Source organism: Pelagibacterium nitratireducens, assembly GCF_037044555.1.
GTDB classification, from domain to species: Bacteria; Pseudomonadota; Alphaproteobacteria; order Rhizobiales; family Devosiaceae; genus Pelagibacterium; species Pelagibacterium nitratireducens.
The window spans coordinates 1,658,757-1,679,690 of sequence record NZ_CP146275.1 but is presented as its reverse complement, the minus strand read 5'-3'; the positions used below and the strand labels follow the sequence as shown (position 1 = coordinate 1,679,690).

Sequence of the window (20,934 nt, the reverse complement as noted above, 5' to 3'; positions counted from 1 at the left end):
GCGGCGGATTATTCCGCCGCGTCCGCAGGAGGTGCGAGTTCGGGATCGCCACCGGCCTCGTCATTGTCCGCTTCGATATCGGTCAATTCGACATTGAGGCCGAGCGAGCGGATTTCCTTGACGAGAACGTTAAAGCTCTCGGGGATCCCCGCCTCGAAGGTGTCATCACCACGCACGATGGCTTCGTAAACCTTGGTCCGGCCGGCAACGTCGTCCGACTTGACGGTCAGCATTTCCTGCAAGGTGTACGCAGCGCCGTAAGCTTCGAGCGCCCACACTTCCATCTCGCCGAACCGCTGTCCGCCGAACTGGGCCTTGCCACCGAGCGGCTGCTGGGTAACCAGGCTGTATGGACCGATCGAACGGGCGTGGATCTTGTCGTCCACAAGGTGGTGCAGCTTGAGCATGTAGATGTAGCCCACGGTCACCTTGCGGTCGAACTCTTCACCGGTACGGCCGTCATAGAGCGTCGATTGACCCGAACCGTCGAGCCCTGCCCTTTCGAGCATGGTAACGATATCGGCTTCCTTGGCCCCGTCGAACACGGGGGTCGCAATGGAAACGCCCTTGGAAAGCTGCTGGCCCAGACGGACGATGCCGTCGTCGTCGAGATCGCCGACATAGTCGTCGCCCTCGTAAAGCCCGCTGATTTCCTTCTTAAGCGGCGCGACGTCCTTGGACTGACGATAGGCGTCCATCATCGCATCGATCTTGCGGCCCATTCCGCGAGCCGCCCAGCCAAGATGGGTCTCGAGGATCTGCCCCACATTCATGCGCGAAGGCACGCCCAGCGGATTGAGCACGATGTCGACATGCGTACCGTCTTCGAGGAACGGCATGTCCTCGACCGGCATGATGCGCGAGATAACGCCCTTGTTGCCGTGACGTCCGGCCATCTTGTCGCCCGACTGCACCTTGCGCTTGGTCGCGACGAACACTTTAACCATCTTCATCACGCCTGGCGGCAACTCGTCACCGCGCTGGAGCTTATCGACCTTGTCGATGAACCGCTGCTCGAGCAGGCGACGGCTCTCGTCGTACTGGCCCTGCAGGGATTCGATCTCGCTCATCAGCTTGTCGTCTTCGACGGCAAACTGCCACCACTTGGACCGTGCATGGGCATCAAAGATGGAGTCGTTGAGCTTGGTGCCGGCGACATAGCCCTTGGGCCCGGTCGTTGCGGCCCGGCCGAACAACATCTCCTTGAGACGTGCATAGACGTTACGGTCCAGGATGGACTGTTCGTCGTCACGGTCCTTGGCAAGGCGTTCGATTTCCTCACGCTCGATCGCCATGGCACGTTCGTCCTTGTCGATGCCGTGACGGTTAAACACCCGCACTTCCACCACGATACCGGCATCCCCGGGAGGGATGCGCAGCGAGGTGTCGCGGACGTCGGAAGCCTTTTCACCGAAGATGGCACGCAGAAGCTTTTCTTCCGGTGTCATCGGGCTTTCGCCCTTGGGCGTGATCTTGCCCACCAGAATATCGCCAGCCTGCACCTCGGCACCGATGTGAACGATCCCGGCCTCGTCGAGATTCTTGAGCGCTTCTTCCGAAACGTTGGGAATATCGCGAGTGATTTCTTCCGGTCCGAGCTTGGTGTCACGGGCCATCACTTCATATTCCTCGATGTGGATCGAGGTGAAGACGTCGTCCTGAACGATCTTTTCCGACAGCAGGATCGAATCTTCGAAGTTATAGCCGTTCCAGGGCATGAACGCGACGAGCACGTTACGGCCCAGGGCTAGATCGCCCAACTCGGTCGAAGGACCATCGGCAATGATGTCGCCGGCCTGAACATGATCGCCCACGACGACCAGCGGCCGCTGGTTGATGCAGGTCGACTGGTTCGAACGCTGGAACTTCATCAAATTGTAGATGTCGACGCCCGACTTGGAGGCATCGTTTTCTTCGGTCGCGCGAATAACGATACGGGTCGCATCCACCTGATCGACAATACCGGTACGCAAGGCGCCAATCGCGGCGCCCGAGTCACGCGCCACAACCGATTCCATGCCAGTGCCCACGAACGGGGCTTCAGCACGCAGAAGCGGTACAGCCTGACGTTGCATGTTCGAGCCCATCAGAGCGCGGTTGGCGTCGTCGTTTTCCAGGAACGGAATGAGCGATGCGGCAACCGAGACCACCTGCTTGGGCGAAACGTCCATCAGGTCGACCTGCTCGCGCGGGGTGAGCGAGGGCTCACCGGCGTGACGGGCCACGACCAGTTCGTTGACGAACTCGCCGCTGTCGCTCAGCGTGGCATTGGCCTGTGCGACGTGATGCTTGGCCTCTTCCATTGCCGAGAGGTAGACGACTTCGTCGGTCACCTTTCCGTCCACGACCTTGCGGTACGGGGTCTCGATGAACCCGTACTTGTTGACACGCGCAAAGGTCGCCAGCGAGTTGATAAGACCGATGTTGGGGCCTTCCGGCGTCTCGATCGGGCAGATACGGCCATAATGGGTCACGTGAACATCGCGGACTTCAAAGCCGGCGCGTTCGCGCGTCAGGCCGCCCGGCCCAAGCGCCGAAAGACGGCGCTTGTGGGTGATTTCCGAAAGCGGGTTGGTCTGATCCATGAACTGGCTGAGCTGGGACGAACCGAAGAACTCGCGCACCGCGGCCGCTGCCGGCTTGGCGTTGATGAGATCCTGGGGCATCACAGTATCGATCTCGACCGAGCTCATGCGCTCCTTGATGGCGCGCTCCATGCGCAGCAAGCCAAGGCGATAATGGTTTTCCATCAACTCGCCGACCGAACGCACACGGCGGTTGCCGAGGTTGTCGATGTCGTCGATATCGCCCTTGCCGTCACGCAGTTCGACCAGCGTACGGACGACCGCCACGATGTCTTCCTTGCGCAGGACACGCATGGTGTCGGGTGCATCGAGATCGAGACGCATGTTCATCTTCACGCGGCCAACCGCGGAAAGGTCATAACGCTCGCTGTCAAAGAACAGCGAATTGAACATGGCTTCTGCGGTATCGATGGTGGGCGGCTCACCGGGACGCATCACGCGGTAGATGTCGAACAGCGCGTCTTCACGGCTTTCGTTCTTGTCCACGGCGAGCGTGTTGCGGATATAGGCGCCAACATTGACGTGATCGATATCGAGGATCGGCAGTTCGTCAAAGCCCTTATCGACCAGCGTAGCCAGTACCTTCTCGTCGATTTCGTCGCCAGCCTCGGCAAAGATTTCGCCATTGGAAAGGTCGACGATATCGCGGGCCAGGTACATGCCGTAGACGTCTTCATCGGTGGCCAGCAGATGAGTCACGCCAGAATCAAGAATCTTCTTGGCAGCGCGTGCCGTCAGGCGCGCTCCGCCTTCGTGAACCACGTCACCGGTCTTGGCGTCGATCAGATCGTAAACGGGCTTTGTGCCCTTCATCTTTTCGACGTCGAACGGCTTGTTCCAGCCCTTCTCACTCTTTGTGTAGGTCTGGATGCCGTAATAGGTATCGAGGATTTCTTCCGCATCAAGGCCCAGGGCCTTGAGCAGCGACGTCACCGGAATCTTGCGGCGGCGGTCGATACGCGCATAGACGATGTCCTTGGCGTCGAATTCGATATCGAGCCAGCTCCCGCGATAGGGAATGATACGCGCGGCAAACAAGAGCTTGCCCGACGAATGGGTCTTGCCCTTGTCGTGATCGAAGAAAACGCCGGGCGAACGGTGCATCTGGGAAACGATGACGCGCTCGGTGCCGTTGACAATAAACGTGCCGTTCGACGTCATGAAGGGCATATCGCCCATATAGACGTCCTGCTCTTTGATGTCCTTGACCGAGCGCGCGCCGGTGTCTTCATCGACCTCGAACACAATCAGCCGCAGCGTCACCTTGAGCGGCGCGGCAAAGGTCATGTCGCGCTGGCGGCATTCCTCGACATCGTATTTGGGCTGCTCGAATTCGAACCGAACGAATTCGAGAGACGCGGTATTGGAAAAATCGGTGATCGGGAAAACCGACCGGAAGACCGACTGCAGGCCTTCGTCGGCCCGTCCGCCCTCAGGTTCATCAACCATCAGGAACTGATCGTAAGATGCCTTTTGCACCTCGATCAGGTTCGGCATCTCCGTGACTTCACGAATTGACCCAAAGGACTTGCGCACCTTGCGGCGCCCGTTGAACGTGGTAGCCATGTACCCGTTTCCTCTCGTCTGGAATGTCTCGGAGGCAGCTGTTCAAAGAATCGACAATCAGCCGTCGGTTCTTTGAACAGGTGCCCTTTATGACTTGTGTCTTTTCTGGCGATATCATCCGGCCCGTGGTGGCCTGGACCGAACATCCGCCTTGTTCCGCAACTTCCGCCCTGCCCTATAATTCCGGGTGGCGTCCACGCTCCGCTAAGCAGGAGGCGGGGAAACAGGGTGGCCCATGGGCCACCCCGCAACAGATAAGTTGAACTACTTGAGTTCGACCTTGGCGCCAGCTGCTTCGAGCTTTGCCTTGATGTCGTCGGCTTCCGCCTTGTTGACACCTTCCTTGACAGCCTTGGGAGCGCCTTCGACGAGGTCCTTGGCTTCCTTCAGGCCGAGGCCGGTGATGCCACGGACTTCCTTGATGACGTTGATCTTCTGATCACCAGCGGCGGTCAGAACAACATCGAATTCCGTCTGCTCTTCAGCAGCGGCGGCAGGTGCAGCGCCGCCAGCGGCAGCAACGGCAACAGGAGCGGCGGCAGAAACGCCCCACTTTTCTTCGAGCATCTTGGAGAGCTCGGAAGCTTCCAGGACGGTCAGTGCAGACAAATCGTCTACGAGCTTTGCAAGATCAGCCATTTGATCAGCCTTTTCTTTTCAACTTTGGTTTCAGTTTGAACCGTGGATGGTCGCGCCGCCTTATGCAGCGCCCTTTTCCGAATAAGCGGAGATAACGCGGGCGACAGAAGCGCCCGGTTCCTTGGCCAGACGCGCGATGTTGGTCGCAGGCTGCGTGAGCAGACCGGCGAGCTTGGCGCGCAGTTCGTCCAGCGAAGGCAGATCGGCCAGAGCCTTGACGCCATCGGCGTCCAGTCCGGTCGAACCCATAGCGCCGCCGAGGATCACGAACTTGGAATTCGTGTCGGCGAACTTCTTGGCAATACGAGGTGCCGTGATGGGGTCTTCCGAATAGGCAAGAACCGTCGGACCTGTCAGAAGGTCCGAGATATCCGCGGTTTCGGTATCTTTAAGAGCGAGCTTGGCAAGGCGGTTCTTTGCGACCTTAACCTGTCCACCGGCCTGCTTCATCTGCACACGCAGCTTTTCGAAGTCAGACACCGACAGACCGGCATAGTGAGCGACGACAACCGCGCCCGAGCCGGCAAATGCCTGCTGGAGCGAGGAGACGACCTCAGCTTTTTCCGCTCTATCCACTGCTACTCTCCACGAGTTAGGCCCGATCCCACATGGATCGAACCCGTTGCAATAAGCTGTCCCAATATCGGGGCAGCGGTGCAGTGCCTGTAAACCGGTCCAAGGGGCACGCCCCAAAAGCCAGTTCGGTTCAAACCAAAACGAGCGCATTTCTGCGAAAATCTCGTCCGGTCATCACCCCATCTATTGGTGGCCACCGGGAGCCCCCGGCAATTAGGATGGCAAGCCGCCATCACCACACAGTCTCGGACAGGACTTTACCCAAAAGGGATTTCGTCCCTTTTGGGCATCTCGGGCGGCCGGAACCGCCCGAAATCGGCTTTTCGTCAGCCCTACAGGACCGACGAGGGATCGACATGGACGCCAGCGCCCATTGTCGAGGAAACGGCGACGCGCTTGACGTAGGTTCCCTTGGCGCCCGCAGGCTTTGCCTTGGAAACAGCATCGGTCAGCGCCTTGATGTTTTCGACGAGCTGAACTTCGGTGAACGAAGCCTTGCCCACACCGGCGTGAATGATACCGGCCTTTTCGACACGGAACTCCACTGCGCCGCCCTTGGCAGCCTTGACGGCTCCGGCGACATCAGGGGTCACGGTGCCCACCTTGGGGTTCGGCATCAGGTTGCGCGGGCCCAGAATCTTGCCCAGGCGCCCAACGAGCGGCATCATGTCCGGGGTCGCAATGCAGCGATCGAAATTGATGTTGCCCTTCTGGATTTCCTCGGCGAGGTCGTCGGCACCAACGATGTCAGCACCGGCCTTCCTGGCCTCCTCGGCCTTGGCATCCTTGGCGAACACGGCGACGCGAACGGTCTTGCCCGTGCCGTTGGGCAGGTTGACGACGCCGCGAACCATCTGGTCGGCGTGGCGCGGGTCAACACCCAGATTCATTGCAACTTCGACGGTCTCGTCGAACTTTGCCGTTGCGCGCTCCTTGACCATCTTGATGGCCTCATCGACGCCATAGAGCTTTTTGCGGTCGATACCGTCCCGAACCTGCTTGGTGCGCTTTGCGATCTTGGTCATGTCCGATTACCCCTCAACCTGAAGGCCCATGGAACGGGCGGACCCGGCAACCATGCTCATTGCGGCCTCAACGGTATCGGCGTTGAGATCCTTCATCTTCTTTTCAGCGATATCGCGCAGCTGGTCCTGTGACAGGGTGCCGGCGCTATCGTGACCCGGGCGCTTGGAGCCCGACTTGAGGCTAATCGCCTTCTTGATGAAGTAGGTGACCGGGGGCAGCTTCATCTCGAAAGTGAAGCTCTTGTCCGCGAAAGCGGTAATGACGACCGGGATCGGCGCGTTCTTTTCCATCTCCTGCGTGGCCGCATTGAAGGCCTTGCAGAATTCCATGATGTTCAGACCGCGCTGGCCGAGGGCCGGCCCAATCGGAGGCGACGGAGTTGCGGAGCCGGCAGGCACCTGCAACTTGATATAACCGATAATCTTTTTTGCCATGCTGCGTTCCTTTCAATAGACCGCCAAAACGGCCATTTGGTGACGGTGTGGTCCGAGGCTTGATCGATGGATGGCAACCATCGCCCTCTCCCACACATCATTCGCCCCGCTAGCGGGGCGCATCCGGTCAGACCTTTTCGACCTGACCGTATTCCAGTTCGACCGGCGTAGGCCGACCGAAAATCGAAACTTCGACCTTGAGGCGTGCGCGCTCCTCGTCGACTTCCTCGACGACACCCGAAAAGCTCGCGAACGGACCGTCGGAAACCCGCACGTTCTCGCCGACCTCGAACGAAACCGAAGGCTTGGGACGATCGACGCCCTCCTGCACCTGCTGGAGGATGCTCATCGCCTCCCGTTCCGAGATCGGCTGCGGCTTGTTGTCCGCGCCAAGGAACCCGGTGACCTTCGGTGTATTCTTGATGAGATGGAACGTCTCGTCGGTCAGCTCCATCTTGACCAGCACATAGCCGGGAAAAAACTTGCGCTCGGCGTCAACCTTGCGGCCACGACGCACTTCGGTGACCTTTTCGGTCGGCACAAGAACGTCCTCGAACAGATGATCGAGGCCCTTTGAGACAACCTTCTGTCTGATGTCTTCTGCAACCTTGCGCTCGAAGTTCGAATACGCCTGAACAATGTACCAACGGTTGGCCATACTGCTTTTTTCGCTCCTGATCCCGCCGCTTCGCTTTAGCGAATGGACAGTATTAACCCGACAAAGAACTGGATGATCTGATCGGCGGCCAGAAAGAACAGGCTCGCGAAGATCACCATGGCCAGAACCATCGCAGTCGAGATCAGCGTCTCGTTGCGGGTTGGCCAGACAACTTTCCCGACCTCCGAACGCACCTGCTGAAAAAACGTAAAAGGATTAGTCCGGGCCATATACCGCTCGATACCTGGTGTTAAATCTGGGGCTTAAGTCCATAAGCAATCGCCGCGCGAGTCGCATCGCACGGCCAAGAGTGGCCTATTTAGTCTCTGGAGCGCTTCAGCGCAAGACCCGCGACCATCTTTTTTGGCTGCTGCGAACCGGCGTAAAATGGGCGTGAGCGCCGGGTACGCCGGGTGTCAGATCGCACTATCCCGCAAGTGGGAACTGGCAGGGGCGGAGGGACTCGAACCCACGGCCCTCGGTTTTGGAGACCGATGCTCTACCAACTGAGCTACACCCCTGTGCCGAGCCATGGTCTAGTCGAGTTGGTTTTCCAGCGCAAGAGCCTGTTGCAATCACAAGACAAAAAGAAAGGGCGACCCGAAGGCCGCCCCTGAATTCCAGCGAAAATCGAAGCGGTTAAGCGACGATTTTGGAGACGACGCCGGCGCCGACGGTGCGGCCGCCTTCACGGATGGCAAAGCGCAGCTTTTCTTCCATCGCGATCGGAACGATCAGTTCCACGTTCATTTCCACGTTGTCGCCAGGCATCACCATCTCGGTGCCTTCGTTCAGCGTCACAACACCGGTCACGTCCGTCGTCCGGAAATAGAACTGCGGGCGGTAGTTGGTGAAGAACGGCGTATGACGGCCACCCTCTTCCTTGGTCAGGATGTAGGCTTCCGCAACGAACTTGGTGTGCGGGGTCACAGAACCGGGCTTGCACAGAACCTGACCGCGCTCGACCTGCGTACGGTCGATACCACGGATCAGAGCGCCGATGTTGTCGCCAGCTTCACCCGAATCGAGCAGCTTGCGGAACATTTCAACGCCCGTAACAGTCGTCTTGAGCGTCGGCTTCATACCAACGATCTCGACTTCCTCGCCAACCTTGACGATGCCGCGTTCCACACGACCGGTCACAACGGTGCCACGACCCGAGATCGAGAAAACGTCTTCAACCGGCATCAGGAACGGCTGGTCCTTCGGGCGCTCGGGCTGCGGGATGTAGTCGTCCACAGTGCGCATCAGTTCCAGAACAGCATCGTGACCGATCTCCGGACGCTTGTCTTCAAGCGCCATCAGGGCCGAACCCTTGGTGATCGGAATGTCGTCACCGGGGAATTCGTACGAGCTGAGAAGTTCGCGAACTTCGAGCTCGACCAGCTCGAGCAGCTCTTCGTCGTCGACCTGGTCGACCTTGTTCAGAAACACCACAAGCGCCGGAACACCAACCTGACGGGCGAGCAGAATGTGCTCGCGGGTCTGCGGCATCGGGCCGTCGGCAGCCGAAACAACAAGGATCGCGCCGTCCATCTGGGCAGCACCGGTGATCATGTTCTTCACATAGTCGGCGTGGCCAGGGCAATCGACGTGCGCATAGTGGCGCTTTTCGGTCTCGTATTCGACGTGCGCCGTCGAAATCGTGATCCCGCGGGCCTTCTCTTCCGGCGCCTTGTCGATCTGGTCATACGCCGAGAACGTCGCCCCGCCAGTCTCCGCCAGAACCTTCGTGATCGCTGCTGTCAACGACGTCTTGCCATGGTCAACGTGACCAATCGTGCCGATGTTGCAGTGCGGCTTGTTACGAGAAAATTTTTCCTTGCCCATTGCTCACAACCGTTAATCGAGAATTAGAACTGCGGGGGCGTTTACCCGGTTGCACGATGAGAAACAAGTGGTTTTTCGCGCAAGGGTTAGAGCACTCCCCGACGACGGTCGTCAGCAACGTCCCGGAGGGCTAAATGAGCAATCTCGCGTTGCGTTCACCGCTCGAAACTTCCTGCGGGCAGGCCATGACAACACGAATATCGTCATAGTCCCGGTCCGAGCCGCCACCTTCAGGTGGCCTGTCTTCCCACCCATAGTACATGAAGCGCCCGGGCGTGCACCCTTCCATGGCCTCCTGCGGGTCTCTGCCGGTTTGGCGTGGCGGAATCAGACCGCCGGAACTTGGATTGGTCCTGCACTGAATGAGCGTATCGCAGATGATCGTCTCAAGAATCGTAATCGAGCCCAGACCGGTATAGTCATCGGCCTCGCCGCTGGCAGAAACGGTATCGGAATAATGATTGTAACGCGTTCCGCCGCTGTCCCAGCGCGCGGCTGTGTGCCATCCGCGCCGAACGCCTTCAAGGGCCTCACGTACGTTCTCGAGACGCATGCTCAGATAGGACCCGCTCGGACATTGCGGCATCAGGTACGTGTATCGCCGGCTCGTCCCGCTTCCGCCGCTGATCTGGCGCCAGATTCCCTGCTCTTGTGTATCCAGCTGTTCGGTTCCCAGCATCGTCCTTGTTTCGTACATCGAGCGCAGATTGGAATCCTCGATCGGGGAATCTTCATCGCGCGGATCGCCCGGATCAGGCGTAAACACCGATCCGCCATTGTCGGCGATAGGCACCATCTGCGTACGACGGGGCCGCGTCGGATCGTTGATCGGCCGATCGGGCCAATAGCAATAGAGCCATAGACGGTTGAAGTCCCAGGCTTCAAATTCCAGCGCGGTGAATTCGGGAGGGCTATAGTGCAGCTCCGGCTCCGATACTCGCGCAACAGCAGTAACCCGGACATGCTGGGTGTCGCCAACGCCCGGGAGGAGCCTGATGAATGCGAGCGGAACGTCGGCTTCGGCAACGACTTCGAAATCGAACTCACTCAGCCAGCCACCGGTCACCTCGATTTCATCCGCCCAGTTTCCATCATAATTGCGGCCAAGCTCGGCAATGGCGGAATCGTGGACGACCTCCCATTCAACGTCCTCAATCAGGGCATTGAGGGCTGCGGCGTCCGCTTCAATCTGCAGCTTTTCCTGCACGTGCTGCAAACGCACGTAATCCACGGCCCATCCGGCCATCGCAATGAACGGTATCGCCATAACTGCGAAAATAACCGCCACGACGCCATCCTCGCGCCGGACCAAGTCCAACAAACTGCGTCCCATGCCCGTTCGTCCATTTCCGGCGCTTCTTGCACCAAATAAACCGCACGATTGCGACCGGCATTGCCGGTTCTACGTAGATCACACAGTAACGGAATGGATTTTCAGTAAACTTACGCAGTTTCGGCAAAACTGTCTGAAAGGGTTTACCGGACGTTAAGCAACTGGAACCGCCTCAATAGAACGATTTCGCGCGTTCCACCTCGGCACGTGAGCCGATGATGATGCCGATGCGCTGGTGCAGACTGGAAGGTTCGATATCGAGCAGGCGCTCGGTCCCAGTGCTCGAGGCGCCACCAGCTGCTTCGATGATCATGCTCATGGGATTGGCTTCATAGAGCAGGCGAAGGCGCCCACCCTTGCCCCTGGTGTCCTCGTCCTCGGGATAGAGAAAGACCCCGCCCCGGTACAGGATACGGTGCAGATCGGCGACCATGGCTGCACACCAGCGCATGTTGTAGGACTTGCCGAACGGGCCGGATTTGCCGGCAATGCAGGCGTTAATGAAGGCCCGGGTCGGCGCATACCATCGCGTTTGCCGGGAGGCATTGATAGCGAACTCGGCAGCCTCCGCCGGAATTTCGACCCTGTCCCGAACCATGACGAACTCGGCGCTTGCCTCATCGAGACTGAACACCGTTACCGCCTGCCCCGTCGTCAGCACCAACATTGTGGCCGGGCCGTAAAGCGCATATCCGGCGGCAACCTGTTTTTTTCCCGGCTGCAATACGTCCGCGGCAGAGATCTCTGAACTCTTGCCCAGGTCAAGCACCGAAAAAATCGAACCCACCGCCCCATTGATTTCGAGATTGGATGATCCGTCGAGTGGATCGAAGACCAGCGCATGGCGCGCATTGCCAGCTCCGGCCACAAGTTCTATTTCGTCCAGTTCCTCCGACACCATCGCAGCGAGAACTCCGCTGGCCGCACCGCGGCTCAAGAAAATATCGTTGGCGACGACATCGAGCTTTTTCTGCACTTCTCCCTGAACGTTCACCGCCTGTGCGGCTCCGGTATCTCCGGCGGCCGACGCCACCCGCAGCGCGACGGAAATCTCGACAGCGCAGTCCGCGACCATCCCGAAAATTGCGCCGATGGTTCGGTCAAAACCGCTTTGCGCGATCCAGGTTTCAAGAGTCATACGCGCCACGAGCTGCCTCCAAAATGGGTCTTTCAATCCTGCTTATGCTTTGGGACATCGGGCGTCCAGACCAACCAAAGTCCTAACCACCCACCTCACGGGCGAAGCTCGGCGTGTTCGCCTTCCGCTCCCTTCGCATCCGATCGCCCGCCATCCGTCATGCGCCGCTGTTTAGGACTAGGCAGGAGGTTCTGCCGTCGCTAACCTTCGAACGGGATGAGGAAAGACAGGCTGCGCCAATATCTGCAGATCGTGTTGGCAGCGCTGGTGGTCGTCACCAGCGCATTGGCCACCCGCGTCATATGGGAGCGATCGGCACTCAGTACCGCCCGCTCCACCGGCGAAACCAGGGCCGAACTCGTCGCTCAGACGATCAGCGATACCATCGCCCAAAACGCTCATTTCCCATTGGTGCTCGCGCTCGACCCGGACGTGCAGGCCACCCTCGCCGAACCTGCCCCGGATGTGATCGATGCGCTCAATCGCAAGCTCGAGACGATCGAAGCATCAGGTAGCCCCGCCGCACTCTATGTCATGAGACCTGACGGATACACGCTGGCAGCCAGCAACTGGAACACCCAAGGAAGCTTCGTCGGCCAGTATTATGGCTTCCGGTCCTATTTCACGCAGGCCATAGCAAACGGTGAGGGTACCTATTTCGGCATCGGCGTCACCACCGGAAGAGCCGGCTATTTCATCGCCCGTGCTGTCGGAAGCACGCAGCCGGCCGGCGTCGCAGTGGCCAAGATCGAATTCGACGACCTCGAAGCGATTTGGGCCCGGGCTGCCGAGCACATCATGGTGACCGACGAAAATGACATCATCTTCCTCGCCAGCCGGCCCGAATGGAAATACCGCTCGCTCGCGCCGGTCGACGAGACGGCGATCACCCGCATCCAGAGCACCCGGCAGTATGCCGGGACCGAAATCGAACAATTGCGGATGGACGAGCATACACCCGACGGAGATCAGGTCTGGGCTGAGGGCCTGCCGGACAATGGGAGCTTTTTGCGCCAGACTGTCCATATCCCGGAGCTCGGTTGGACGGTAAACCAGCTCACGGACCTCTCGAGCGTCGCTGACGCAAGACGCGACGGCACGATGATCGGCGCAACAGGCTCGGCATTGGTGATCGCCATCCTGTTCTATCTCGCACAGCGTCAACGCAGCCTGGCCATCGAACGAGCCGCAAGGGCCGACCTTGAACAGCGCGTGGCGGAACGCACGAGCGCATTACGTGAGGTCAACGACACCCTCCATGTCGAGGTCGAGGAGCGTCGCCGCACCGAACGTGAGCTCCGCAGTGCCCAGAACGATTTGATACAGGCCGGAAAGCTGGCTGCGCTCGGACAGATGTCCGCCGCCATCGCGCACGAGATCAATCAACCCCTTACGGCGATGCGCACCTATATCGCCACAACGCGGGTTTTCGTGCCGCTGGGCGACCCGGGCGCCATTCTCGACAATCTCGAAAAGGTGGACAATCTCGCTGTACGCATGGGACGGATCACCTCACACCTCAAATCGTTCGCGCGCAAGGAAGGCATGGGGCCGGCCGAAGTGATTTCGGCGGACAGGGCCGTTCACAAGGCTCTCGACCTTGTTGACGTTCAATTGCAGGCCGATGCCATCACGATAAGGAAGTCGATTGTTCCCGCCTTTACGCGCGGAAATGACGTACGGCTTGAACAGGTGATCATCAATCTGGTGCGCAATGCCATCGATGCCGTGCAAGAAGCGCCAGAGCCGGTCGTCGAAGTTTCCATGCATACCGCAAACGGGCGCATCTTCATCGAGGTCAGAGACCATGGTCCCGGCTTTGACCCCGCCATTCTGGAAACGCTGTTCGATCCCTTCGTTACCACCAAGCCATCGGGGGCCGGCCTGGGGTTGGGGCTGACGATTTCCTATGAGATCATCCACGAATTCGGTGGCACGCTCAGGGCCGCAAACCACCCCGAGGGCGGTGCCGTCCTTACAGTGGAACTGGTTGCGGTGGACGAAGCATCGTCGCCATCGCCAACCGAGGTGGCCGATAATGGCTGAACGTCAAACCGTCTTTTTTGTCGACGACGAAGAGCCCATGCGTCATGCCGTCCAGCAATGGCTCGGCGTTGCCGGTCATGATGCACGAAGCTTCGCATCGGGCCAATCGGCTCTTGAGTACATCTCGGCCGGGCTCAACGGTATCGTTCTTACGGACTTGCGCATGCCATCCATGGACGGGATGGAATTGTTGCGACAAATCCTGGAAATCGATCCCGATATACCCGTGATCCTCATGACTGGTCAGGGCGACATCGAAAGTGCCGTGGAGGCGATGCGGATCGGCGCCTATGATTTCATCGAGAAACCTTTCGATCCCGAGCGTCTCGCCCAGACAGTCCGCCGCGCGACCGAAAAACGCCGTCTAATATTGGAAAACCGGCACCTGGCCTCGACTGCCCCTTCCGATGGCTTGCGCAACAGAATTCTGGGCACATCGCGCGAGATCGAGCGCCTTCGCGAAGCGGTTTCGGAAATCGCCGCAACCGATGTGAGCGTCGTGCTCTATGGGGAAACCGGATCGGGCAAGGATCTCATAGCGCGATGCCTGCACGAGCTGGGCCGCCGCTCGACCGGCAATTACGTCGCCGTCAATTGCTCGGCCATCCCCGATACCATGGTGGAAACCGAAATGTTCGGGCACGAAGCCGGCGCCTTTACCGGCGCTGCAGGCCGCAGGATCGGCAAGATCGAGCACGCGAACGGGGGCACTCTTCTGCTCGACGAAGTTGAATCGATGCCTTTGACAATGCAGGCCAAGCTGTTGAGAGCGCTGCAGGAACGCGCCATCGAACGCCTTGGATCCAACAGCTCAATTCCTGTCGATTTTCGCACCATCGCTGCCACAAAGCGCGATCTGAAAGCCGAAAGCAACGCGGGTGCCTTTCGCTCGGACCTCTATTTCCGGCTTTCGGTCGTCGAACTCACCATCCCGCCGTTGCGCGACCGGCGCGATGATATTCCGCTTCTTTTCGAGTATTTCGCAGGGGAAGCGGCGCGCAGCCACAATCGCGAACCGCGGCCACTCAAAGGAGCCACGCTCGATGCACTGATACGGCATGACTGGCCCGGCAATGTGCGTGAACTGCGAAACGTGGCCGAGCGGCATGCGCTCGGCTTGAGCAGTTTTGCGGCGTCCGATATCGCCCGTCCCATCGAACTTGCTGACATCATGCCCCTGGCCCAGCAGCTCGAGGCCTTTGAGCGTCGTATAATCGAGCGCGCCTTGGCCGACAGCGGCGGCCGTATCAGCGAGGTGATCGAAAAGCTCGGGGTCCCCCGCAGGACGCTCAACGAAAAAATGACGCGACTTGGCATCCGGAGACGGGAGGCCGAAGACCAACATCGGCAATAAATTGCTCACTGTTACCAAACCTCGGCAAATTCTTGCTTACGCCGTTGATTCAAAATAGCCACCCAAAACCCCAATCACTTGAAATGAAAGGATTTTCTGGAGTCGAAAAATCATCGCGCTGTTTGGCACAGCGATTGCAGTAGATGCATTACCGGCCGTGCAGAGGAAGCGTGGCGGGTGTGGCGACCGGGAGCCCGGCGCTAGAGAGGAACCAGGCAGTCCCATGGGCTGCAATTGGGAGGATACAATGAAACTTCTGACAGCCTGCGCCGTAATCGGCGCGCTGGCGGTGAGCGCACCCGCGTTCGCCCAACAGCAACTCTCCATCGCAACCGGTGGAACCGGCGGCGCCTATTATCCGATTGGTGGCGGCCTTGCCGAGCTGATCACCGAGAATCTCGAAGGCTACAGCGCTGTTGCCGAAGTTACCGGCGCTTCGGTCGAGAACATGGCTCTGATACAGCAGGGAGCTGCGGACTTCGCAATCGCCCTCGGCGATACCGTCTATCAGGCATATACAGGAACAGGAGCGCTGGAAGGCCGGCAGGTCGATATCCTGTCCCTGGGCGCCCTTTATCCCAATGCCGTGCAGATCGTCGTCCCCGCCGATTCCGACATCGAAGGCCTTTCCGACCTGGTCGGCAAACGCGTTTCGGTCGGCGCGCCCGGTTCAGGCACCGAACTCAACGCCCAGGCTATCCTCAACGCCAATGGCATCACCTATGAGGATCTGGCTGCTGCACAGCGCCTCAACTTCAACGAAACCGCCGATGCCCTGCGCGATGGCGATATCGATGCCGGCATCTGGAGCGTTGGTCCTCCGACGTCTTCGATCATGTCACTGGCCGTGGCCCGCGCAATTCGTTTGATTCCGTTGAGTGAGGATGAAATCGCGGCGGCCAAGGACGTCGAGCCGATCTTTGCCGACTACGTTCTTCCCGCCAACAGCTATGAAGGCGTCGACACTGAAACGCCGACGGTCGGCATCCCCAACGCACTGGTCGTCAGCGCCGGCATGGACGAAGAGCTGGCCTATCAGGTGACCAAGCTTCTGCACGAACAGATCGACTATCTGCGGGCGATCCACCCTGCAGCCAACGACACGACAGTCGAATTCTCTCTGGGTGCAACACCGATCCCGCTGCATCCCGGGGCGATCCGCTACTACGAGGAAGTCGGAGCGGACATTCCCGAAAATGCTCGGCCCTAACGGCACGATGGGTGGGGCGAGCCTGGTGCTCGCCCTGACCCTGTCAACCGCGGCGCTGTGCGATCAAACTACCGGCCTTATGCTGGAAGTTTTCGGGGAAGACGGAGAAACCATCTTCGAGGAGCCGGTCGCAAACGGCTCGCGATGGTGCATTTTCTGGAATCATTCGGTCCAACATTTCCTCGTCCGCGACTGTTTTGTCGCGCGCCAAGGGCAAATGGTACTCGAGCGATCCCACCAACCCGATTTTGCAGCAGGGCTGGGCCATATTCCGGGCCGGGGCACCATGATTTCTGCACCCGAAGGCGGATACTGGATCGAAAATATCGACGAGCCCGTGCCCGACAATTGCCTTCGGCTCCGGGTCGGAGCACCAGGGGTCGACCACAGGATCATCCTGAATCAGCGAGACGAGAACTTGTCTGCCATAGCGCCACGGCAAGCCGTGCGCATCGTCCTGAATAGCGCAGGACACGAGGGAGAAAATTCATGCTGAAATCAACCTTCCGGCAGAAGGGCCGATTGGCGCCCGACATTCCGCCGCCGGCCAGTGCCGTGGTCGAGCGCCCCTGGCCCATTCGCCTTGCGGTGATAATTCTGTCGGTCGCCCTGGTGTTGTTTCAGCTCTACACGGCGGGCATCAACCCGCTCGGCCTTTTCTATCAGCGTTCGATCCATCTGGGCTTTATCCTGATGATCGCCTTTCTGGTGTTCCCTGTCGCCGGCCCGCACCGTAAGCAAGGCCCAATAGGAGCCCTGGTCGACACGGCGTTTTTTGCCCTGGCGATCGTATCGGGCTTCTATATCGCTGTTTTTCTCAACGACATCATCGACAGGGCCGGGTTCTGGAGTTCGACCGACGTCACCGTGGGCGTAATCGCGGTTATCACCCTGCTCGAAGCGAGCCGACGCGTGGTGGGCAAAGGCATTACCATCATCGGCATCGTCTTTATCCTCTACGCAATGGCTGGCCCCAATGGCCCCTTGCCATGGCTGGGCGACATCATGCCCGGCATTCTCAGTCACCGGGGCTATCCCATCGATCGCCTGGCAGCACAGCTCTATCTCGGACAGGAAGGGATTTTCGGGCTCCCGCTTGGTGTTGCCGCAACCTATGTCTTCATTTTCGTGCTGTTCGGTGCCGTGCTTGAAGTCACCGGGGCCGGCCAGTTCTTCATCGAACTTGCCTATGCCGCAACCGGACGCCGCCGGGGCGGACCGGCCAAGGCAGCGGTCGTTGCGTCAACGGCGATGGGTTCGATCTCGGGTTCGACAATTGCAAATGTGGTCACCACCGGCCCCTTCACCATCCCACTGATGAAGCGCCTTGGATACAAGCCCGCTCAGGCCGGCGGCATCGAGGCAGCCGCTTCAACCGGTGGACAGATAACACCGCCACTGATGGGCGCCGGGGCGTTCCTGATCGCCGAATACACGGGGGTTCCCTACCTTCACATCGTTCTGGTCTCGATCTTTCCGGCATTTCTCTATTTTCTCACGGTCTATCTTTTCGTCCACATCATCGCCATCAAGCAGAACATGAAAGGAATGTCGGCCAGCGAATTGCCTTCAGTGCGCGAGGTGATGAAAAATGGCTGGCACTTCATGGTGCCACTCGCGATCCTGATGTACTTGCTGATCCTTGGCATGTCGCCAATGCGGGTTGGCTTTTGGGCCGTTATTTCGGTGCTGATCGTCGCTGTCCTCAAGGGAAGCTACGACTGGCTGCGTTTCGCACCGCGCGAAAATGGCACCGAACGGCCCGCAATTGGTGAAGCTCTCAGGCTAGGAGGGCTGAAGCTGGTTGAGGCCTGCGAGGTCGGCGCGCGCAACGCTCTGACAGTTACGATTGCCTGCGCCATCGGCGGAATTATCGTCGGCATTATCGGCCTGACCGGGCTGGGCCTGAAATTCACCTCGATGATGCTCGCTTTCTCTGGCGGATATGTACTGCTGGCCCTGCTGCTCGTGCTTATCGCCAGCCTGATCCTCGGCTTCGGTCTGCCGGTCACCGCAGCCTATATCGTGATCATCATCCTGGTGGGGCCAGCCCTCAATCAGGAGTTCGGCATTCCGCTGCTGATCGTGCATCTTGTGGTGTTCTGGTATTCACAGGATTCCAACGTAACACCACCGGTCGCGCTAGCCGGTTTTGCAGCGGCAGCAATAGCACGAAGCGGGCCGATGGAGACCAGTATTCAGGCCTGGAAGTTCGCCAAGGGCCTCTACATCATTCCCATGTTCATGGTGTTCAACCCAGAAATCATCATAGGTGGACCACTTCCCACTGTCGTCTGGAACGGCGCCTTGGCGCTGGTCGGCACCGTGGCGTTTGTTGCTGTGCTCGAAGGGTTTTTCCAGACCCGGATGCATCTCATTCTCAGAGTGCTCCTCTGCCTGGGCGGCATTGGATGCCTGTCTCCCTATCCGGCGGCCGAGATTGCCGGGTTCCTGGGCTGCATTGCGATCCTGGGACACAATACCTGGCTGGCTTGGCGCAACGACCGGACCAATCCGCAGCCCGCATGAAAAGAGCCCCGGCGACGGCCGGGGCTCCGCTCTCTTCCTGGAAAATACCCACCGCCGGCCAATGCCGCGGCGCGTGTTTCCTATCGGTTCAAGCGATTGTCTATAAGATTATCGACAACCGCTGGATCAGCAAGCGTTGACGTATCCCCCAGCGCACCGAAGTCGTTTTCGGCAATCTTGCGCAGGATACGGCGCATGATCTTGCCGGATCGCGTCTTGGGGAGGCCTGGGGCGAACTGAATGCAATCGGGCGAGGCGATCGGCCCGATGTCCTTGCGAACCCAGTTGCGCAGTTCGACCCTGAGGTCGTCGCTGTCTTTTTCTCCCGCCATGAGAGTCACATAGCAATAGATGCCCTGCCCTTTGATCTCGTGCGGATAGCCAACCACCGCGGCTTCGGAAACTTTGGGATGGGCGACCAGCGCACTCTCGATCTCGGCAGTGCCCAGACGGTGGCCAGAGACGTTGAGCACATCGTCGACCCGCCCGGTTATCCAGTAGTAGCCATCCTCATCGCGCCGAACGCCATCGCCCGTGAAATAAAGCCCCTTATAAGTCGAAAAGTAGGTTTCGATGAACCGCGCGTGGTCGCCCCAAATGGTGCGTGCCTGCCCGGGCCAGCTATCGGCTATGGCCAGAACGCCTTCCGCCCTGGTCTCTTCTATCACTTTGCCCTCAGGCGTCAGAACGAGCGGATCGACACCGAAAAACGGCTTTGTCGCAGACCCCGGTTTGGTCGCGATGACCCCGGGAAGCGGCATGATCATCGAGGCGCCGGTTTCGGTCTGCCACCAGGTATCGACGATCTCGCACCGGCCCCGACCGACATTTTTGTGATACCACTGCCAAGCCTCAGGGTTGATCGGTTCGCCCACCGTTCCGATGAGACGCAACGATGAAAGATCGGCCTTATCGACGTGCTCGACACCGGCGCCCATGAGTGCGCGAATGGCTGTGGGGGCAGTGTAAAAGATGTTGACCTTATGCCGATCGACGACCTGCCAGAACCGCGACGGGTCGGGCCAATTGGGAACGCCCTCGAACATCAGCGAGGTGACGCCATTGGCCAGCGGCCCGTAAACGATATAGCTGTGCCCGGTCACCCAGCCCACATCGGCCGAACACCAATAGACGTCGTCAGGCCGCGGATCGAAGATCATTTCATGGGTTAGCGACGCCCAGACCAGATACCCGCCAGTCGTGTGCAAAACGCCCTTGGGCTTGCCCGTCGAACCGGAGGTATAAAGGATAAACAGCGGGTCCTCCGCGTTCATCGGTTCGGGCGCGCAGAACGGCTCCACGCCCGAAGCGGCGTCATGCCACCAGACGTCGCGACCGCCCTTCATCGCAATCGAGCCGCCGGTGTTTTCAACCACGAGAACCTTCGAGACACCGGGACAGTCTTCCAGCGCCTTGTCGACATTGGCCTTGAGCGGGACGGGCTTGCCGCCCCGGCGCCCTTCGTCGGCGGTAATAACGACGGTAGAATCCGCATCGTTGATCCGCCCGGCCAAAGCGTCGGGCGAGAAGCCGGCGAAAACCACCGAGTGTGGTGCTCCGATGCGGGCACAGGCCAGCATCGCATATGTCGCTGCCGGTATCATCGGCAGGTAGATAGTGACCCGATCTCCCTTTTTGACGCCCAGTTCCTTGAGCACGTTGGCAAACCGACAGACTTCGTCGTGGAGCTGCCGGAAGCTGATGTGCTGAGCACGATCTTGCGGGTTGTCGGGTTCCCAGATCAACGCGGTCTTGTCACCATTGGTCGGCAGGTGCCGATCAATGCAGTTGGCCGAAACGTTGAGAATCCCGTCCTCGAACCATTTGATTGACACATCGGGATAGGCAAAGGTTGTATTTTTGACCTTGGTATAGGGTTCAATCCAGTCGAGACGCTTGCCATGCTCTGCCCAAAAGGCTTCAGGATCGGTCAGCGAGGCTGAATACTTCTCCTGGAAACTCTCCGGCGTGAGCCGTGTATGGCGCGCCATTGGGGCCTGGCTGTTCATA

General features: G+C 59.2%; 16 protein-coding genes and 1 tRNA gene. 5 read left to right on the top strand and 12 right to left on the bottom strand.

Annotated elements, in window-relative coordinates; translation table 11 throughout:
• Positions 1-8 precede the first annotated feature (8 nt).
• The 11 genes from rpoB to V6617_RS08345 form a co-directional block, all read right to left on the bottom strand.
• Complete coding sequence (gene rpoB / locus V6617_RS08395) at positions 9-4,151, bottom strand: DNA-directed RNA polymerase subunit beta (RefSeq protein WP_338610401.1); 4,143 nt, start codon at positions 4,149-4,151, stop codon at positions 9-11.
• A 264-nt stretch (positions 4,152-4,415) separates the two neighbouring features.
• Complete coding sequence (rplL, locus tag V6617_RS08390) at positions 4,416-4,790, bottom strand: 50S ribosomal protein L7/L12 (protein WP_338610400.1); 375 nt, start codon at positions 4,788-4,790, stop codon at positions 4,416-4,418.
• Between the two features lie 60 nt (positions 4,791-4,850).
• Positions 4,851-5,366, bottom strand: a complete 516-nt coding sequence (gene rplJ, locus V6617_RS08385) for a 50S ribosomal protein L10 (RefSeq protein ID WP_338610399.1) — start codon at positions 5,364-5,366, stop codon at positions 4,851-4,853.
• A gap of 332 nt (positions 5,367-5,698) precedes the next feature.
• Positions 5,699-6,391, bottom strand: coding sequence for a 50S ribosomal protein L1 (gene rplA, locus V6617_RS08380; protein WP_338610397.1), 693 nt, complete (start codon positions 6,389-6,391; stop codon positions 5,699-5,701).
• A gap of 6 nt (positions 6,392-6,397) precedes the next feature.
• The gene (gene rplK / locus V6617_RS08375) at positions 6,398-6,826 is read right to left on the bottom strand and encodes a 50S ribosomal protein L11 (protein WP_338610396.1); all 429 of its coding nucleotides are present in this window, start codon (positions 6,824-6,826) and stop codon (positions 6,398-6,400) included.
• 127 nt (positions 6,827-6,953) lie between these two features.
• Positions 6,954-7,484 (bottom strand): transcription termination/antitermination protein NusG, encoded by a 531-nt coding sequence (gene nusG, locus V6617_RS08370; protein ID WP_338610394.1) that lies wholly within the window; start codon positions 7,482-7,484, stop codon positions 6,954-6,956.
• 35 nt (positions 7,485-7,519) lie between these two features.
• Positions 7,520-7,714: a preprotein translocase subunit SecE gene (gene secE, locus V6617_RS08365; RefSeq protein WP_338610392.1), complete on the bottom strand. Its 195-nt coding sequence runs from the start codon at positions 7,712-7,714 to the stop codon at positions 7,520-7,522.
• Between the two features lie 215 nt (positions 7,715-7,929).
• Positions 7,930-8,005: transfer RNA gene (locus V6617_RS08360), tRNA-Trp, on the bottom strand.
• A gap of 118 nt (positions 8,006-8,123) precedes the next feature.
• The gene (tuf, locus tag V6617_RS08355) at positions 8,124-9,314 is read right to left on the bottom strand and encodes an elongation factor Tu (RefSeq protein ID WP_338610390.1); all 1,191 of its coding nucleotides are present in this window, start codon (positions 9,312-9,314) and stop codon (positions 8,124-8,126) included.
• A 130-nt stretch (positions 9,315-9,444) separates the two neighbouring features.
• Complete coding sequence (locus V6617_RS08350) at positions 9,445-10,647, bottom strand: Tad domain-containing protein (RefSeq protein ID WP_338610388.1); 1,203 nt, start codon at positions 10,645-10,647, stop codon at positions 9,445-9,447.
• Between the two features lie 172 nt (positions 10,648-10,819).
• Complete coding sequence (locus V6617_RS08345; RefSeq protein ID WP_338610659.1) at positions 10,820-11,785, bottom strand: class 1 fructose-bisphosphatase; 966 nt, start codon at positions 11,783-11,785, stop codon at positions 10,820-10,822.
• A gap of 216 nt (positions 11,786-12,001) precedes the next feature.
• Between V6617_RS08345 and V6617_RS08340 the strand changes: the two genes are divergently transcribed.
• The 5 genes from V6617_RS08340 (at position 12,002) to V6617_RS08320 (ending at position 18,924) form a co-directional block, all read left to right on the top strand.
• The gene (locus V6617_RS08340) at positions 12,002-13,831 is read left to right on the top strand and encodes an ATP-binding protein (protein WP_338610386.1); all 1,830 of its coding nucleotides are present in this window, start codon (positions 12,002-12,004) and stop codon (positions 13,829-13,831) included.
• Positions 13,824-15,185 carry a sigma-54 dependent transcriptional regulator gene (locus V6617_RS08335; protein ID WP_338610385.1) on the top strand — a complete coding sequence of 454 codons (1,362 nt, stop codon included), beginning with the start codon at positions 13,824-13,826 and terminating at the stop codon, positions 15,183-15,185. The genes V6617_RS08340 and V6617_RS08335 overlap by 8 nt, the downstream gene beginning before the upstream one ends.
• A gap of 247 nt (positions 15,186-15,432) precedes the next feature.
• Positions 15,433-16,395 (top strand): TAXI family TRAP transporter solute-binding subunit, encoded by a 963-nt coding sequence (locus tag V6617_RS08330; RefSeq protein WP_338610383.1) that lies wholly within the window; start codon positions 15,433-15,435, stop codon positions 16,393-16,395.
• Positions 16,396-16,420: 25 nt separating this feature from the next.
• Positions 16,421-16,891 (top strand): DUF1850 domain-containing protein, encoded by a 471-nt coding sequence (locus tag V6617_RS08325; RefSeq protein ID WP_338610381.1) that lies wholly within the window; start codon positions 16,421-16,423, stop codon positions 16,889-16,891.
• The gene (locus V6617_RS08320; RefSeq protein ID WP_338610380.1) at positions 16,885-18,924 is read left to right on the top strand and encodes a TRAP transporter fused permease subunit; all 2,040 of its coding nucleotides are present in this window, start codon (positions 16,885-16,887) and stop codon (positions 18,922-18,924) included. Before V6617_RS08325 ends, V6617_RS08320 begins: the two co-directional genes overlap by 7 nt.
• Before the next feature lie 80 nt (positions 18,925-19,004).
• Here V6617_RS08320 and acs read toward each other — a convergent pair whose 3' ends face one another.
• On the bottom strand, positions 19,005-20,915 hold the full coding sequence (gene acs, locus V6617_RS08315; protein ID WP_422394827.1) for an acetate--CoA ligase: 1,911 nt from the start codon (positions 20,913-20,915) through the stop codon (positions 19,005-19,007).
• Positions 20,916-20,934 lie beyond the last annotated feature (19 nt).

What these genes read in the sequence shown, in the direction of transcription:
- rpoB (WP_338610401.1), bottom strand. Translation starts at nt 4,151, where the DNA reads ATGGCTACCACGTTCAACGGGCGCCGCAAGGTGCGCAAGTCCTTTGGG.
- secE (WP_338610392.1), bottom strand. Translation starts at nt 7,714, where the DNA reads ATGGCCCGGACTAATCCTTTTACGTTTTTTCAGCAGGTGCGTTCGGAG.
- V6617_RS08350 (WP_338610388.1), bottom strand. Translation starts at nt 10,647, where the DNA reads ATGGGACGCAGTTTGTTGGACTTGGTCCGGCGCGAGGATGGCGTCGTG.
- V6617_RS08330 (WP_338610383.1), top strand. Translation starts at nt 15,433, where the DNA reads ATGAAACTTCTGACAGCCTGCGCCGTAATCGGCGCGCTGGCGGTGAGC.
- rplA (WP_338610397.1), bottom strand. Translation starts at nt 6,391, where the DNA reads ATGACCAAGATCGCAAAGCGCACCAAGCAGGTTCGGGACGGTATCGAC.
- rplK (WP_338610396.1), bottom strand. Translation starts at nt 6,826, where the DNA reads ATGGCAAAAAAGATTATCGGTTATATCAAGTTGCAGGTGCCTGCCGGC.
- V6617_RS08345 (WP_338610659.1), bottom strand. Translation starts at nt 11,785, where the DNA reads ATGACTCTTGAAACCTGGATCGCGCAAAGCGGTTTTGACCGAACCATC.
- nusG (WP_338610394.1), bottom strand. Translation starts at nt 7,484, where the DNA reads ATGGCCAACCGTTGGTACATTGTTCAGGCGTATTCGAACTTCGAGCGC.
- acs (WP_422394827.1), bottom strand. Translation starts at nt 20,915, where the DNA reads ATGGCGCGCCATACACGGCTCACGCCGGAGAGTTTCCAGGAGAAGTAT.
- V6617_RS08335 (WP_338610385.1), top strand. Translation starts at nt 13,824, where the DNA reads ATGGCTGAACGTCAAACCGTCTTTTTTGTCGACGACGAAGAGCCCATG.
- tuf (WP_338610390.1), bottom strand. Translation starts at nt 9,314, where the DNA reads ATGGGCAAGGAAAAATTTTCTCGTAACAAGCCGCACTGCAACATCGGC.
- V6617_RS08340 (WP_338610386.1), top strand. Translation starts at nt 12,002, where the DNA reads ATGAGGAAAGACAGGCTGCGCCAATATCTGCAGATCGTGTTGGCAGCG.
- V6617_RS08320 (WP_338610380.1), top strand. Translation starts at nt 16,885, where the DNA reads ATGCTGAAATCAACCTTCCGGCAGAAGGGCCGATTGGCGCCCGACATT.
- rplL (WP_338610400.1), bottom strand. Translation starts at nt 4,790, where the DNA reads ATGGCTGATCTTGCAAAGCTCGTAGACGATTTGTCTGCACTGACCGTC.